The organism is Massilia soli (genome assembly GCF_016809835.1).
Classification (GTDB): domain Bacteria; phylum Pseudomonadota; class Gammaproteobacteria; order Burkholderiales; family Burkholderiaceae_D; genus Telluria_A; species Telluria_A soli.
In genome coordinates this window covers 166,104-182,005 of sequence record NZ_JAFBIL020000007.1, presented here as the reverse complement: position 1 = coordinate 182,005, position 15,902 = coordinate 166,104, and the positions used below count along the sequence as shown (strand labels likewise).

The following is a 15,902-nucleotide window of genomic DNA, read 5'->3' as shown; positions in this document are numbered from 1 at the left end:
GAGATCGGGCGAATGAGCACTATCGACGTTAAAGTTCCAAATATCGGCGACTTCAAGGAAGTTGAAGTCATTGAAGTCATGGTCAAGGCCGGCGACACCATCAAGGTGGACCAGTCGCTGGTCACTGTCGAATCGGACAAGGCCAGCATGGAGATTCCTTCGACCCACGCTGGCGTGATCAAGGAAGTCAAGGTCAAGGTCGGCGACAAGATCGGCGAAGGTTCGCTGATGCTGACGCTCGAGGAATCGGCCGGCGCGCCGGCTGCCGCGGCACCCGCCGCAGCACCGACTGCCGCAGCACCGGCTGCCGCTCCGGCGCCTGCGCAAGCTGCTCCTGCTCCTGCGGCAGCGGCGCCTGCACCTGCACCGGCCGCGATCCCGGCCGGCAGCTACACCGGCAAGGTCGACATCGAATGCGAAATGATGGTGCTGGGCGCAGGCCCTGGCGGCTATTCGGCGGCATTCCGCGCGGCCGACCTGGGCATGAACACGGTCCTGATCGAGCGCTACCCAACCCTGGGCGGCGTGTGCCTGAACGTGGGCTGTATCCCGTCCAAGGCGCTGCTGCACGTTGCTGCCGTCATCGACGAGACCAAGGGCATGGCCAAGCACGGCGTATCGTTCGCTGCGCCTCAGATCAACATCGACGAACTGCGCGCCTACAAGGACGGCGTGGTCTCCAAGATGACCGGCGGCCTGAACTTCATGGCCAAGTCGCGCAAGGTTAATGTGGTGAATGGCGTCGGCCAGTTTGTCAGCCCGAACCACATCGAGGTCACCGCGTCGGACGGCAGCAAGAAGGTCATCGCGTTCCAGAAGGCGATCATCGCTGCCGGTTCGGCCGTGGTGAACCTGCCGTTCGTGCCGGAAGATCCGCGCATCGTCGACTCGACCGGCGCGCTGGAACTGCGCCAGGTGCCGAAGAACATGCTGGTCATCGGCGGCGGCATCATCGGCCTCGAAATGGCGACCGTGTACTCGACCCTTGGCGCACGCATCGACGTCGTCGAAATGATGGACGGCCTGATGCAGGGCGCGGACCGCGACATGGTCAAGGTCTGGCAGAAGTTCAACGAGAAGCGCTTCGACAACATCATGACCAAGACCAAGACGGTCGGCGTGGAAGCGCTCCCGGAAGGCATCAAGGTCACGTTCGAAGCGGCCGAAGCCGGCGCCACCGCGCCTGAGCCGAAGATCTACGACATGGTGCTGGTGGCCGTTGGCCGCAGCCCGAACGGCGGCAAGGTCAGCGCCGACAAGGCTGGCGTGACCGTCACCGACCGCGGCTTCATTCCGGTCGACGGCCAGATGCGCACCAACGTGCCGCACATCTTCGCGATCGGCGACCTGGTGGGCCAGCCTATGCTGGCGCACAAGGCGGTGCACGAAGCGCATGTGGCCGCGGAAGCGGCGCATGGCGAGAAGGCCTTCTTCGATGCCAAGGTCATTCCATCGGTGGCGTACACCGATCCGGAAGTGGCATGGGTCGGCATTACCGAAGACGAAGCGAAAGTCAAGGGCATCAAGCTGGAGAAGGGCCACTTCCCGTGGAACGCCAGCGGCCGCGCCGTGGCGAACGGCCGTGACGAGGGCTTCACCAAGCTGCTGTTCGACGCCGAGACCCATCGCATCGTCGGCGGCGGCATCGTCGGCACGCATGCAGGCGACATGATCGGCGAGATCGCGCTGGCCATCGAGATGGGCGCCGACGGCGTCGATATCGGCAAGACGATCCACCCGCACCCGACCTTGGGTGAGTCGATCGGCATGGCGGCGGAAGTGTACAAAGGCGTGTGCACCGATTTGCCGCCGCCGCGCAAGCGCTAACCTGTCGTCCCCGCAAACGCAGGGACCCATACCAAGCGTGCGAAGCGCTTCAGCATGGGTTCCCGTTTTCACGGGAACGACGTGCAAAAAAGGGGGCGGACAATTTGTCCGCCCCCTTTTTCATTCTTGCATCCTACCGGACGCCAATCAGCCCAAGGCTGCCGTCATGTGTTCTTAGTTATAAATCGTCGAACGCGTCGGGATATCGATACTGCCCGAGCGCGCAGCGTCTGCATACGCGCGCATTTCCTGAACCATCGCTTCCATCTGGTCGCTCCCTGGATTTTGCAGGAAACCCTTGAGGCGATCGGTCAACGATGCTTGCTGATCGCGCCATTCATAACGTGCTGACTTGCTCATACTGCCTCCCTGTGGCACGGTCACCCGAGCCTATTATTCATTCTTAAAAAACGTCCCTTGGAGGCGTAAGCATGCCAGAACGTCAATAACTCATCCGTGCGATAGCGCACATTGACGATTACAATTGGCGTCTCGCGATCTTTTCCCGAAAGACTCCATGAAACAGTTTCTCGCTCCCCTGATCCTCGCCGCGGCAGTCGCCAGTGCCGTAGCCGCGCCTGCGCCGCCGGCCGCACCCGAGCTGGCCACGATGGCCAAGCGCTTCGAACAAGTCGACATGCGCGCCGATATTTCGCACCTGTCAGCCGGCGACAAGGCCGCCATCGCCAAGCTGATCGAAGCGGCGAAGATCATCGACACGCTGCAGCTGCGCCAGCGCTGGGCTCACAACGAAGCGCTGTGGGAAGCGCTGAAGAAGGACACTACGCCGCTCGGCAAGGCGCGCCTCGACTACTTCTGGCTGAACAAGGGCCCATGGTCGCACCTGGACGAGAACAAGTCCTTCATGCCGCCGCAGTACAAGGGCATCACGATCCCGGCCCACAAGCCTGCGGGCGCGAACTTCTACCCGGCAGGCGCGACCAAGGAAGCGCTGGAGGCCTGGATGAACGCCTTGCCGGTGCAGGACAAGCAGGACGCGCAGTGGTTCTTCACGACCATCCGCACCGGCCCTGACGGCAAATTCAAGGTGGTGAAGTATTCGGACGAATACCGCCCCGAGCTCGGGAAGCTCGCCAGCCTGCTGCGCGATGCGGCCGCCTCGACGGATAACGCCTCGCTCAAAAAATTCCTGACGCTGCGCGCCGACGCCTTCCTGTCCAACGATTACCTTGAGTCCGACTTCGCATGGATGGACCTCGATTCGCCGGTCGACGTCACGATCGGCCCTTACGAGACCTACAATGACGAGCTGTTCGGCTACAAGGCGGCGTTCGAAGCGTACGTGAACATCCGCGACGACAAGGAGACGCGCAAGCTGGACTTCTTCGGCAAGTACATGCAGGAGCTGGAAGACAACCTCCCGATCGACCGGAAGTACCGCAACCCGAAGGTCGGTGCGATGGCGCCGATGGTGGTGGTGAACCAGGTGTACGGCGCGGGCGACGGCAACATGGGCGTGCAGACCGCCGCCTACAACCTGCCGAACGACGAGCGCATCATCAGCAAGCGCGGCTCCAAGCGCGTGATGCTGAAGAACGTGCAGGAAGCGAAATTCAAATCGACCCTGACACCGATTGCGAAATTGGTGCTGCGCCCGGAAGCGCAGAAGGATCTCGACTTCGACTCCTTCTTCACCCACATCCTCGCGCATGAAATCATGCACGGCCTGGGCCCGCATGCGACCAAAGTCGACGGCAAGGATTCGACCCCGCGCCAGGACCTGAAGGAGGCCTATTCGACCATCGAGGAAGCCAAGGCCGACGTCACCGGCCTGTGGGCGCTGATGTACATGATGGACAAGGGGCTGCTGAAGGACACCCTGGGGCAGGGCGAAGCGGCCGAGCGCAAGCTGCACAACACCTTCCTTGCGTCGGCGTTCCGCACGCTGCACTTCGGCCTGACCGATTCGCACGCGCGCGGCATGGCGATCCAGCTGAACTACCTGCTCGACAAGGGCGGCTTCATTTCGCATGGCGACGGCACCTTCTCGGTCGACTTCAAGAAGATCCGCCAGGCCGTGACCGACCTCGATCGCGAGTTCCTGACGATCGAAGCGACCGGCGACTATGCGCGCGCGAAGGCGATGATGACCCGCTACGTGGTGATCCGCCCGGATGTCCGCAAGGCGCTAAACAAGATGAAGAAGGTGCCGAACGACATCCGGCCTGTCTTCAGTACGGCGCAGGCCCTCGCGGGCAAGTAAAAAAAAGGGACGGGCCAAGGCCCGTCCCCACAGCCAGGCGCGCGGCGCTCAGTCGCCGGCGAACGCCACTTCGCGCTTGCGGCTCAGGGCCGGCAGGGTCACCGCCGCCAGCGCAACCACGGCCAGCGCCAGCATCGTCGCGCTGAGCGGGCTCTCCACGAAGACCATTGGGTCGGCCCGCGACAGCAGCATCGCGCGGCGCAGGTACTCTTCCATCATCGGTCCGATAATGAAACCCAGCAGCAGCGGCGCAGGCTCGCAGTCGAGCTTGGAACACACATATCCGAACAGGCCGAACAGCGCCATCATGTAGACGTCGAAGTTGTTGTTGTTCAGGCTCAGCACGCCAATCGAACAGAACAGCAGGATGGCCGGGTACAGCATGCGGTACGGCACCATGATCATGCGCACCCAAAGTCCGATCATCGGCAGGTTCAGCACCACCAGGAAGGCATTGCCGATCCACATGGACGCAATCAGGCCCCAGAACAGCGCCGGCTGCTCGGTCATCACCGCCGGGCCGGGCTGTATGCCCTGGATGATCATCGCGCCGATCATCAGCGCCATGACCGGGTTGGACGGAATGCCCAGCGTCAGCATCGGGATGAACGAGGTCTGGGCGCCGGCATTGTTTGCCGCTTCGGGAGCCGCCACGCCTTCAATCGCCCCGTGGCCGAACTGGGCCGAGTTCTTCGACACCTTCTTCTCGATGGCATACGATGCGAACGAGGCCAGCAGCGCGCCGCCGCCCGGCAGCAGGCCGAGCACCGAACCAAGTGCCGTGCCGCGCAAGGTCGGCGCGATTGAGCGTTTGAGGTCGTCGAGGGTAGGCATCAATCCCGTCACCTTCTTGATCGTCAGGTCGCGCGTGGCCTCGTTTTCGAGGTTGCGGATGATCTCGCCAATGCCGAACATGCCCATCGCGACAACCACGAAATTGATGCCGTCGGCCAGCTCCGGCATCTCAAACGTGTAGCGGGTGGCGCCCGAGTTGATGTCCGTGCCGACCAGTCCCAGCATCAGCCCCGTCACCATCATGCCGAACGCCTTGAGCATCGAGCCGCGCGCCAGCACCACCGAGGCAACCAGGCCAAGCGTCATCAGCGAAAAGTATTCCGCGGGACCGAACTCCAATGCGACTTCGGCCAGCGGCGGCGCAAACCAGGCGATCAGGAAGGTAGACACGGTGCCGGCAAAAAACGAGGCGATGGCAGCGATCGCCAGCGCGCGGCCGGCATGGCCCGCGCGCGCCATCTTGTTGCCATCGATCGCCGTCACGACCGACGACGCTTCGCCAGGCAGGTTGATCAGGATGGCGGTGGTTGACCCGCCGTACTGGGCGCCGTAATAGATACCGGCCAGCATGATGAGCGAGGACTCGGGCGGCAGGCCGAAGGTCAGCGGCAGCAGCATCGCGATGGTGGCTGCGGGGCCGAGGCCCGGCAGCACGCCGACCGCGGTGCCGACGAACACGCCGAGCAGGCAATACAGCAGGTTGTGGATCGTGAAGGCGATGTCGAAACCGATCGCCAGGTTGCTGAAGACTTCCATTATTTTTCCCTTAAACGCCGAACCACGTGCCAAGAACTGGCAGCGGCAAACCAAGAGCCTTCACGAACAACATGATGCTGACGGCGGCGCTGCCGAACGCCAGCAGCGCCGACTCTTTCCAGGTGAATTTATGACTGGCGTATGCGCTGACCATGATCAGCACCGGGATGGCGACGGCAAGGCCGCCGCCCCGAAGCAAAAAGGCGAACAGCAATACTGACCCGAGCACGAGGAAGAGTTCCTTGAAGGCGACCTTCTCCAGCGCCTGGCCGTGTCCGATCATCGCCCGCACGGCGGTCGCAAATCCGATCGCCGCCAGCATCCATCCGAGCATCGTCGGGAAGAAGGCCGGCCCCATCCTGCCCGCGCTGCCCATCGCATACTCGCGCGCGATGTACACGCCGGCAAGGCCAAAACAAAGAAACATGATCCCCGACCAAAAGTCTTTCGGGCTTCGAATGGATAACGACAAGTTGCTCTCCTAACAGGTGACGGAACGCCGGTGGGCTTACTGGGCCTGGATGCCCGCGCGCTTGATGATCTTTCCCCACTTCACGGTATCGGTGACGACCGCCTTGGCCAGGTCATCGGAGGTACCCAGCCATGGGGTGACGCCGATCTTGCGCAGCGACGCGACGACGGCCGGGTCGGCCATGGTTTCCTTGACGCTCTTTTCCAGCAGGCGGGTGATCTCGACCGGCGCTTTGGCAGGCATGAAGATGCCGAACCAGCCCCACAGGTCATAGTCCGGCAGGCCGGCTTCGGTCATGGTCGGCACGTCCGGCAGCGCCGGGATCCGCTCGGCCGACGTCACGGCGAGGGCCTTGACCCGGCCGCCGGCGACCTGGGGGATCGCCAGCGAGGCATCGGCCATCACGAAGTCGGTGCGTCCGCCGATCAGGTCGATGATCGCGGGAGGCACGCCCTTGTACGGCACGTCCAGCGCATCGACGCCGGCCAGGTGGGTGTACAGCGCGCCGGCCACCTGGCCGGTCGCGTTGCCGGTGCCGTAAGAATATTTGCCCGGATTCTTCTTGAGCATCGCGGTCAGCTCGGCCAGGCTGTTGGCCTTGGTTTTGGCCGGATTGACCAGCACGACGAAGCCGAGCGTGGCAACCGGCGAGATCGGCGTGAAATCCTTGACCGGGTCGAATGGCAGCTTCTTGAACAGGTGGACGTTGGCAACCGGCGCCGAGTTGGGCGTAAACAAGATGGTATAGCCGTCCGGCTCGGCCGTCGCGACTGCCATCGCCGCGATGTTGCTGAGCGCGCCAGGCTTGTTGTCGATATACACTTGCTGGCCCAGCGTCTTCTCCATCCGGCCGGCGACCAGCCGCGCGACGCTGTCGATGCCGCTGCCGGCCGGGTAGCCGAGCATCATCCGGATCGGCTTGGACGGATAGGCCTCGGCCGCGGCAACCGGCGCGGCGAACGACAGCATGGATACCGCTTGCGCGGCTAATGCGAACTTCAGGAAGGTACGTTTCATGTTTTGTCTCCTGTGTATGTCTGTTTTATTTTGATGGCCCGGTTCAGAAACGGGCCGAGAGGGCAGTCGCCGCAAGGGTTGCGGCGAAACTGCTTGCTGCTTGTCCTGACATTTCAGGGGCAAGGTTCAGGTATTGCTTGACGGCTCTCAGCGTCACCGCGCTGTTGGCCAGCATTGTCGCCACCAGCTTGCCCGCTTCGGCGTCCAGGTCGGCCGCGGCGACCACTTTGCGCACCAGGCCGGCGGCCAGCGCCTGCTGCGCGTCGAGCGCCTCGCGGCTGTACACCATGTGCGCCAGCACCTTCACCGGCACGCGCCCGATCAGGGCGGTCATCACGAGGGTCGGCGGAATGTCGCGCTCCATTTCGGGAATCGCAAACGTCGCGGTGTCCGCGCAAACGGTGATGTCGCACACGCAGGCCAGTGCGCAGCCGGCCCCGGTTGCGCGTCCGCGCACCACGGCGATTACCGGCGGCGGGGTATTGCGGATCGCGTCGTACAGCGCCAGAGGCGGCGCCGCGACGACCTTGCGGATGGTCTCGGCCGACGGCTTCGGGCCGAGCGTCGGAATCGGCGAATCGCGGCCGCCGCAGAAATCGTCGCCACTGGCAGACAGGCGCACCAGCTTGACCGATTCGTCGATGCCGGCCAGCGCCGCGATGATCGCGTCGCCCATTTCGAGGCTTAGGTAGTTGGCCTGCGCGGGACGGTTCAGGACGATGTCGAGCACATCGCCCTCGTGTCGAATGATCACCTGTTCAGATGCCATCTGTACTTCCTTCGCGGTTGTGGATGATCGACCAGATCACGGCCGGCGTGGCCGGCATCGGGATTTCGTCGCTACTGATGTCGCGCAGCGCGTCGGCCAGGGCGTTGAAGATGGTGGCGGTGGCCGGCGTGATGCCGCTCTCGCCGCCGCCCTTGACGCGCAGCGGGTTGCCGCTGGTTGGGTCTTCGGTGAATTCGAGCGACAGCGGCGGCACGGCGCCGGCGCGCGGCACGCCGTAATCCATGTACGATCCGGACATCACCTGGCCGCTGTCGCGGTCGACGTGGTAGCCCTCCGAGAATGCCTGGCCGATGCCTTGCGCCAGGCCGCCGTGGACCTGCCCTTCGAGGATCAGCGGGTTGATCGGCTGGCCGACGTCGTCGATCGAGGTGTAGTGGGTCAGTTCGACATCGCCCGTTTCCGGATCGATTTCAAGTTCGCACACGGCGCAGCCTGTCGGATGGGCGGGAATGCGGGCGTCGATCTCGACCACCGCCTTGAGCGGCGCGGACGCGGCCACGTCGAACAGGCTGGCGCTGCGGCCCGACTGCGCATCGCGGTAGCTGCCATCGGCATACTGCAGCGCGTCTTGCGCCACGCCGAGCAGGCTGGCCGCGGCCGGCATGCCGTCGGCGATGATCTGGGCCGACGCCTTGACCAGCAAGGTGCCGCCAAGGCGCATGGTGCGGTCCGAATGCGAGCCGCCACCAAGGCTGACGAAGGCGGTGTCGCCGGTACGCAGGCGCACCGAGTCGAGCGGCACGCCCAGCTGGGCCACGACAACCTGCGCAAAGGTCGTCGCATGTCCCTGGCCCTGGGTCTGCGTGCCGGACACGATATCGACGATGCCTTCCGCGAGGATGCTCATCTCCAGACGCTCGCGTGGCGCGCCCACCGGCGCTTCGACGTAGTTGGCCATGCCGATGCCACGCAGCTTGCCGGCCGCGCGCGAGGCGGCGCGGCGCTCTTCAAAGCCGGCCCAGTCGGCGACGACCAGCGCGCGTTCCATATTGCCGGAGAAATCGCCGCTGTCGTAGGTCAGTCCCATCGGGCTGAGGTAAGGCAGCATCGCGCGGCTCACCAGGTTGCGGCGCCGGATCTCGATGCGGTCGATGCCCATCTCGCGCGCGGCGACATCGAGCATCCGCTCCATCATGTGGTGCGCTTCGGGACGCCCCGCGCCTCGGTACGGCCCGGTAGGGACCGTGTTGGTCATCACGCCGGAGATGTGTACCGCCGCCACCGGCACATGGTACACAGTGGTCATCACGCGGGTGCCATTTGCCATCGGCACATACGACACCGTGTGCGCGCCGACGTTGCCGATCCATTCGTTGTCGACCGCGAGAATGCGGCCCTCCTTGTCGAACGCGATGGCCGCGCGGGTGATCTGGTCGCGGCCCTGGTAATCGGACAGGAATGCTTCGCTGCGGTCGCCCGTCCATTTCACAGCGCGGCCGACGTGCTTCGCGCCCCATACCACGGCCAGCTGTTCGACGTTGACCATGCTGCGCGGCCCGAAGCCGCCGCCGACGTCGGGACACACCACCCGGACCTTGTCGGCCGGCGCGCGCAATGCGCCCATCAGGCACAGCTTCTGGCGGTGCGCGCCCTGGCTGCCCGAGATCAGGGTATAGCTCTGTGCGGCCGCGTCGTAGACGCCGATGGCGGCGCGCGGCTCCATCTGGCAGTTGACGATGCGGCTGTTGCGAAATTCGCGCCGCACCACATGCGCGGCCTGCGCGAACTGCTGCTGCGCCGCGTCGCGGTCGCCCAGCTGGACCTGGAAGCAGATATTGTGCGGGGCGCCTTCCCACAGTTCAGGCGCGCCCTCCTGCATTGCGGCGTCGGCGTCGACGACCGCGCCCAGTCCCTCGAAGTCGACCTCGATCAGTTCGCACGCGTCGCGCGCTTCCAATGCCGTGGCCGCAATCACCATCGCCACCGGTTCGCCCACATGGCGTACCTTGTCGACCGGCAGCGGCAGGTGCAGCTGGTTGAAGATGGCGCCGGTCAGCGACGTGGTGAAGGCCGGCTGGGTATGGGCGATGGCGTCGGCCGGATTCGGCACATGATGGATGCCCTGGAAGCCGGCGTCGAGATAGTCCTGGCCGGTCAGCACCGCCAGCACGCCCGGCGCGGCGCGCGCGGCGTCGACGTTGATCGAGCAGAGCAGGGCATGCGCGTGCGGCGAACGCAGGAAAGCGGCGTACACCTGGCCGTCAAGGTTGATGTCGTCGGTGTACTGGCCGTTGCCCGACACCAGCCGGCGGTCTTCGAGGCGCGGCAGCGGCTGGCCGATCATGGCTTCACCTCCGCGAGGTCAGGGTACATCCGGTGCGCGGCGTGACGCACCGCTTCGATGATATTGACGTATCCGGTGCAGCGGCAGATATTGCCCTCCAGCGCCGTGTGAATGGCTTCATCGGACAGCGACGCCGGCCGCTCGCGCAGGAAGTAGTCGATCGCCATCACCATGCCCGGCGTGCAAAAGCCGCATTGCAGGCCGTGGCACGCGATGAAGGCGTCCTGCACCGGGTGCAGGACGCCGTCCTTCGACAGGCCTTCGACCGTGGTCACGGCGCCGCCGCTGGCCTGGGCTGCCAGCACCGTGCACGACTTGACCGCGACGCCGTCCAGGTTGACGGTGCAGGCGCCGCATTGCGACGTATCGCAGCCGACATGGGTGCCGGTCAGGCCGCATTTCTGACGCAGGAATTCGACCAGCAGCGTGCGGTCCTCGACCTCGCTGCCAACCGGTTTCCCGTTTACCTGGAATTCAACGCGTACCATAAATTCACCCTTCGGCGCTGGCGTCCGCCAGCGCGCTGACGTTGGTATTGAAGCGCTTGAAGAATTCATCGGCCAGCTTGTTGGCCACCGACGACACCAGGCGCGAGCCGATCTGGGCCAGCTTGCCGCCCACTTCAGCGGTCGACAGGTAGGTCAGTTCGGTGCCGCCTTCGATGTCGACCAGGCTGACTTCAGCGTTCATCTTGCCGAAACCGGCGATGCCGCCTTCGCCCTTGCCGGATATCTTGTAGCTGATCCCTTCGATGCGTTCGGACAGGATCAGGTTGCCCTTGAATTTGGCCTTGACCGGGCCCACTGCGGCCACCACGACTGCGAGGAACTCGTCCTCGCTGACGGCGGTGAACGATTCGCAGCCGGGTACGCATGCCTGCAGCATCGCCGGGTCGTTGAGGCAGCGCCACACGATGTCGCGCGGGGCCAGGATTGATTGGGTACCTTTGAATTCCATGTTTGTCTCCTGTTCGTATTCTGTATGGCGTCAGGCGCCTTTGAGCACGGCCGCTAGCGCGCGCCGTGTGAAAACCTTCACCAGGTTGGCGCGGTAGCGGGCCGGTGCGGTCGCGTCGTCGAGCATCAGGTCCGGATCGATCGACAAGCCTGCCAGCGCGGCGTCGCTGAAGTCCTCTGCCAGCGCCTGTTCGGCGTCGTGCCAGCGGAACGCCGCAGGCCCGGCCCCGGTGACGCCAACCCGCACGTCGCCGCCAAGCTGCGACACGAACACGCCGGTGACGGCATAGCCCGAAGCCGCATGGGCGTATTTCAGGTAGGCGGCGCGCTCGGGGCGCGGGAACTCGATGGCCGTGACCAACTCGCTCTCCTGCAAGGCCGTCTCGAACATGCCGACGATGAAGTCCTCGGCGGCGATACGGCGCGAGCTGGTGACGACGGTCGCGCCCAGCCCGAGCAGGGCGGCCGGGTAGTCGGCCGCCGGGTCGTTGTTGGCCACCGAACCGCCGATGGTGCCGCGGTTGCGCACTTGCGGATCGGCGATCAGGCCGGCCAGCGCAGCGAGCGCCGGGATCTCGCGCCGCACCACATCGGATCCGGCGACCTGGGCATGCCGGGTGGCGGCGCCGATGCGCAGCACGCTGGCGTCATAGGTGATTCCCTGCAGTTCCGGCAGGCGGGTCAGGTCGACCAGGTGCGACGGCGCGGCGAGGCGCTGCTTGAGCGTCGGCACCAGCGTCATCCCGCCGGACAAGGGCTTGGCCTCGGGATTCGCTTCAAGGAATGCGATCGCTTCGTCGAGCGAGGCGGGGCGAAAATAAGTTAATGCGTACACTTTGTCTCCACGGCGCGCGCCATCACGGCCGCTGTAAGAAATCCTGGATTGCCGCTGCCAGTGCCAGCGGGGTTTCGTGCATCGGGTAGTGGCCGCTGTTGGCCATCGTTTCCAGCTCCGCATTCGGGTACCACGCCAGCCAGGTTGCGAGCATCACCTCGGCAGTCAGGGTCGGGTCGAACTCGCCGACGATGACCTTCACGCGGGTCGGATTATTTTGTACCAGCGGCGAGAAGTCGACGGTGGCCCATTGCTTCAGGTAGCCGCCGAAGGCGGCGCTGGTGGAGCTGGCCACCGAGCGCTCGGCCTTCTGCGCAATCCATGTTTTCGGCAACCGGCTTCCGGTCGAGAAATTGATGATGAATTCGCGCCTGGCGCGATCGCCGACCGCGCTTTCGAACATCTCCAGGCGGGCGGCGTCCATGCGCGAACTGCACGCCGGCACCGCCGTCACCGCCACCATGCGGTCGATGCGGTGCGGCGCCGCCAGCATCACGCGCTGGATCGCCGCGCCGCCCATCGAATGGCCGATCAGGGAAAAGCGCTTCCAGCCCAGGTGGTCGGCCAGGCGCACAACGTCGCCAGCGACTTCTTCGAACGTGTACTCGCCGTCGAGCTGCTTCGACAGGCCGTAGCCGCGGTAATCGAACAGCACGAAGGTGAATGCTTCGCCGTCCAGCGCTTCAAGCGTGGTGCGCCAGTCGTCGGCGACGCCGAACCAGCCGGCCATGACCATGACCTTGTGCGGGCCGTTCCCCAATTGTGCGTAACCGTTCAACATGCGAGTCTCCCTTGTCTTTTTTTATCAGTGCCGTGCGGCGCGGATCCGGCCGCGGCATTCGCCAAAGCCGATCGGCACCGCGCCGCCGTGCGCCGCGCGGGCGCGGAAAATCATTTCGTCGCCATCTTCAAGGGCGGTGCGCAGTTCGCCGTTACCGAGCTGCAGCGGGTCGCGCGAGGCGTTGGTCAGTTCGGTGATGCAGGCGCGCGCGAGGTCGCTCTCGCCGGAAATCGTACCGCTGCCGATCAGGTCTCCCGGGCGCAGGTTGCAGCCGTTGCTGGCGTGGTGGGTCAGCATCTGGCCGAAGGTCCAGTACAGGTTCTGCAGGTGGGTACGGGTGATCAGCGTCGGCTGCTGGCCGGCGCTGCGCTGCTTCGCTGTCGATAACTGCGCGTCGAGTTCGATGGCGATGCCGCCTTCGGCCTGGTCGCTGGGGCCGTCGAGGTGCGCCAGCAAGGCCGGGTCGCCGGGTGCGCGCGCTGGCGCGGGCAGGCGGAACGGCAGCAGCGCTTCCTCGGTGACGATCCAAGGAGCGATCGAGGTGTGGAAGCTCTTGCCGAGGAACGGGCCGAGGACCTGTTCCCACCACTGGATGCTTTTCGCCGACCAGTCGTTGAGCAGGCAGTAACCGAAGATATGCTCGCGCGCCTGGTCGATCGGGATCGGCGTGCCGAGCGCATTGCCGCGGCCGACGAAGGCGCCCAGTTCAAGTTCGAAGTCGAGCATGGGCGCCGGCCCGAACACGACCTGGCCCTGCGCATCCTTGTACTGGCCGTGCGGACGAATCACCTCGGCGCCGCTGACGCGGATTGACGACGCGCGGCCATGGTAGGCGATCGGCAGCGACTTGAATGCGGCCGGAAGCGGATCGGCCAGGCCCTTGAAGCGGCCATGGCGTTCGGTGTGGTGGAGCGACGTCAGGAAGTCGGAAAAGTCGCCGATATCGCACGGCAGCTGCATCTCCAGCTGGCCGATATCGAGCAGGATGCGCTGCTCGGCGGCGCGTGCAGCGGCCAGTTGCGGGCCGTCGGTGCGCAGCAGGTCGGACAGCTGCGCGCGCAGGGCGCTGGCGTAACGCGGTTCGAGCGCCATCAGGCGGTTCAGGGTGCCGCCCGCCGTCGCTTCGACCGCCACGGCGGCGTCGCCATCGAGCAGCCCGGCCGCCAGCGCCGCGTCGAGATCGACGACACGGTCGCCGATCGCCACGCCGGCGCGGCGCTTGCCGCCTTCGGTAAATACGCCGAACGGCAGGTTTTGGATCGGGAAGTCGGCGCCTGGCAAGTTGGCCGATTCGACCCAGGAACGGCGCGCCGGGTCATGTGTCGCGTTGCATTGTTTCATCGCCATCAGTCCTTGTGCATACGCCGCGCGGACTTGTCGCTGGTCCATTCGGCGAGCCGGGTGTGTGCGCTTGCATTATAGGCCTCGTGCTGTTCTTTGGTTCCTACAGGAACCGTAAACTCGAGCCGGAAACCGTTCGGGTCGAAGAAGTAGATCGACTTGACGAAGTGATGGTCGGTCACGCCCACCACCGCCACGCCGGCAGCTTCGAGGCGCTGCTTCATCGCGGCCAGCTGATCGAGCGACGCGAGGCGCAGCGCGATGTGGTTGACCCATGGCGGCGTGTTGGGCGAGGGGTCGGCGCACTGGTCGTCGCCAAGGTCGAAGAAAGCGATGTTCGAACCGTCTGCCATCTCGAAGAAGATATGGACATACGGGCAGTATTCGCCGGTGCTGGGCACGTTGTCGGCCTGGATCACATGCACCAGGCGCATGCCCAGCAAGTCTTCGTAGAATGCGCGGGTCTGTTCGGCATCGCGGCAGCGCCATGCGAAGTGGTGCAGCCCGAGCACCTGGGGAATGGCTGGCATGTGGTCTCCTTGGTTCATGGCGTAATCAGAGCGCGACGGCATCGACGTCATAATTGAACAGCCACTCGTAGCGTTCGCGCACCCGCTCTTCGTTCCATTCGCGTTCCACGTACTCGGCCGCGCCCTGTGCGTCGGCCAGGGCCGGATTGTGGAAACGCTTGGTATTGGCGGCCGAACCGATCACCACTTTCGCGGTGCGCTCGTGGCGCGCGTTTTCGTAGCTGGCGAAAGCCGTCGCCGGCGAATCCGGGTACATCGCAAGGGCGCGCGCCAGGATGTAGCCGTCTTCGATCGCCATGCCCGCGCCCTGCGCCAGGAAAGGCAGGGTCGGATGGCAGGCGTCGCCGAGCAAGGTGACATTTCCCTTGGTCCAGACCGGCATCGGATCGCGCACTTTCAGCACCCATTTGTATGGCACGTCGATGGCCTTGATGAGGGTGTGCACGTCCTCGTGCCAGCCTTTGAAATCGCCCAGGCACTCCTCGTGGGTGCCGCGTTCAGACCACGATTCGACTTCCCAGCGGTTGCCTTCGACGGCGCCGACGAAATTAATCAGTTCGCCGTTGCGCAGCGGGTACTGGATCACGTGGGCGCCGGGACCGACCCAGTTGGTGCCGTAAGGCGCACGCAGGCGCTCCGGCAGGTCGGACGCCTTGATCACGCCACGCCATGCCATGACGCCGGAGTAGCGCGGCGCGTCCGGGCCGAACTGCGATTCGCGGGTGCCCGAATGGACGCCGTCGGCGCGGATCGCGATCGCGGACTCGTACACGGCGCCGTTGGCGGCGCTGATGGTGACGCCGCCGGCGTGCTGTACGTTGCCGGTGACGCGCACGCCGAGCTTGATCGCATCGGGTTTCAGGCGCATCACTTCGTTTGCCAGCGCCGCATGCAGGTCGGCGCGGTGCAAGGTGAAGTAGGGATAGCCGTAGGCCAGCCGCGAGTTGGCGCCGAGGTCGAACAGCGGCCAGATCTGGCCGGTATTCCACAGGCGCACGCGCTTGCCGATCGGCTCGGAGGCGATCGCTTCGAGCGCCGGCCCCAGCCCCAGGCGGTACAGCACGCCGGTGGCGTTGGCGCTCAGCTGCACACCGGCGCCGATTTCCTTCAGCTCCGAGGCTTGCTCGAGGATCGTGACGTCGAAGCCCTTCCTGAGCAGGGCGATCCCTGCTGTCAGCCCGCCGATACCGGCGCCAATGATCGTTATTTTCATCATCTATTCCACGCTTACGAGCGTTCCAGGTTGAATGTTGTGTGCGGCAGCGAACTGGTTCCTGAACGGCAATTCCTGATC

General features: G+C 64.9%; 15 protein-coding genes. 2 read left to right on the top strand and 13 right to left on the bottom strand.

Features of this window, described 5'->3' with window-relative positions; genetic code table 11:
• Nucleotides 1-12 precede the first annotated feature (12 nt).
• A complete protein-coding gene (lpdA, locus tag I4X03_RS18115) occupies nt 13-1,827 on the top strand; it encodes a dihydrolipoyl dehydrogenase (protein WP_223469652.1) in 1,815 nt (604 codons plus the stop codon).
• 174 nt (nt 1,828-2,001) lie between these two features.
• Here the strand turns inward: lpdA and I4X03_RS18110 are convergent, their stop codons facing one another.
• Nucleotides 2,002-2,187, bottom strand: coding sequence for a hypothetical protein (locus I4X03_RS18110; protein WP_223469651.1), 186 nt, complete (start codon nt 2,185-2,187; stop codon nt 2,002-2,004).
• Nucleotides 2,188-2,344: 157 nt separating this feature from the next.
• Between I4X03_RS18110 and I4X03_RS18105 the strand changes: the two genes are divergently transcribed.
• Nucleotides 2,345-4,051, top strand: a complete 1,707-nt coding sequence (locus I4X03_RS18105) for a DUF8614 domain-containing protein (protein WP_223469650.1) — start codon at nt 2,345-2,347, stop codon at nt 4,049-4,051.
• 48 nt (nt 4,052-4,099) lie between these two features.
• Here I4X03_RS18105 and I4X03_RS18100 read toward each other — a convergent pair whose 3' ends face one another.
• Genes I4X03_RS18100 through I4X03_RS18045 form a run of 12 tightly spaced genes read right to left on the bottom strand, consistent with a single transcriptional unit; the run spans nt 4,100 to nt 15,821 of the window.
• On the bottom strand, nt 4,100-5,602 hold the full coding sequence (locus tag I4X03_RS18100; RefSeq protein ID WP_223469649.1) for a tripartite tricarboxylate transporter permease: 1,503 nt from the start codon (nt 5,600-5,602) through the stop codon (nt 4,100-4,102).
• Nucleotides 5,603-5,612: 10 nt separating this feature from the next.
• On the bottom strand, nt 5,613-6,074 hold the full coding sequence (locus I4X03_RS18095) for a tripartite tricarboxylate transporter TctB family protein (RefSeq protein WP_223469648.1): 462 nt from the start codon (nt 6,072-6,074) through the stop codon (nt 5,613-5,615).
• Between the two features lie 36 nt (nt 6,075-6,110).
• Nucleotides 6,111-7,091: a Bug family tripartite tricarboxylate transporter substrate binding protein gene (locus I4X03_RS18090; protein ID WP_223469647.1), complete on the bottom strand. Its 981-nt coding sequence runs from the start codon at nt 7,089-7,091 to the stop codon at nt 6,111-6,113.
• Between the two features lie 43 nt (nt 7,092-7,134).
• Nucleotides 7,135-7,860: an enoyl-CoA hydratase/isomerase family protein gene (locus I4X03_RS18085; RefSeq protein WP_223469646.1), complete on the bottom strand. Its 726-nt coding sequence runs from the start codon at nt 7,858-7,860 to the stop codon at nt 7,135-7,137.
• Nucleotides 7,850-10,165, bottom strand: coding sequence for a xanthine dehydrogenase family protein molybdopterin-binding subunit (locus I4X03_RS18080; protein WP_223469645.1), 2,316 nt, complete (start codon nt 10,163-10,165; stop codon nt 7,850-7,852). The genes I4X03_RS18085 and I4X03_RS18080 overlap by 11 nt, the downstream gene beginning before the upstream one ends.
• Nucleotides 10,162-10,653, bottom strand: a complete 492-nt coding sequence (locus tag I4X03_RS18075) for a (2Fe-2S)-binding protein (RefSeq protein WP_223469644.1) — start codon at nt 10,651-10,653, stop codon at nt 10,162-10,164. Before I4X03_RS18075 ends, I4X03_RS18080 begins: the two co-directional genes overlap by 4 nt.
• A gap of 4 nt (nt 10,654-10,657) precedes the next feature.
• Nucleotides 10,658-11,122 (bottom strand): SRPBCC family protein, encoded by a 465-nt coding sequence (locus I4X03_RS18070; protein ID WP_223469643.1) that lies wholly within the window; start codon nt 11,120-11,122, stop codon nt 10,658-10,660.
• Nucleotides 11,123-11,152: 30 nt separating this feature from the next.
• A complete protein-coding gene (locus tag I4X03_RS18065; protein WP_223469642.1) occupies nt 11,153-11,956 on the bottom strand; it encodes an FAD binding domain-containing protein in 804 nt (267 codons plus the stop codon).
• A 22-nt stretch (nt 11,957-11,978) separates the two neighbouring features.
• Nucleotides 11,979-12,737, bottom strand: a complete 759-nt coding sequence (locus tag I4X03_RS18060; RefSeq protein ID WP_223469641.1) for an alpha/beta fold hydrolase — start codon at nt 12,735-12,737, stop codon at nt 11,979-11,981.
• Nucleotides 12,738-12,761: 24 nt separating this feature from the next.
• Nucleotides 12,762-14,078, bottom strand: coding sequence for a fumarylacetoacetase (fahA, locus tag I4X03_RS18055; RefSeq protein ID WP_223469640.1), 1,317 nt, complete (start codon nt 14,076-14,078; stop codon nt 12,762-12,764).
• A 5-nt stretch (nt 14,079-14,083) separates the two neighbouring features.
• Nucleotides 14,084-14,608 (bottom strand): VOC family protein, encoded by a 525-nt coding sequence (locus I4X03_RS18050; RefSeq protein WP_223469639.1) that lies wholly within the window; start codon nt 14,606-14,608, stop codon nt 14,084-14,086.
• 25 nt (nt 14,609-14,633) lie between these two features.
• Complete coding sequence (locus tag I4X03_RS18045; protein WP_223469638.1) at nt 14,634-15,821, bottom strand: FAD-dependent monooxygenase; 1,188 nt, start codon at nt 15,819-15,821, stop codon at nt 14,634-14,636.
• Nucleotides 15,822-15,902: the final 81 nt, after the last annotated feature.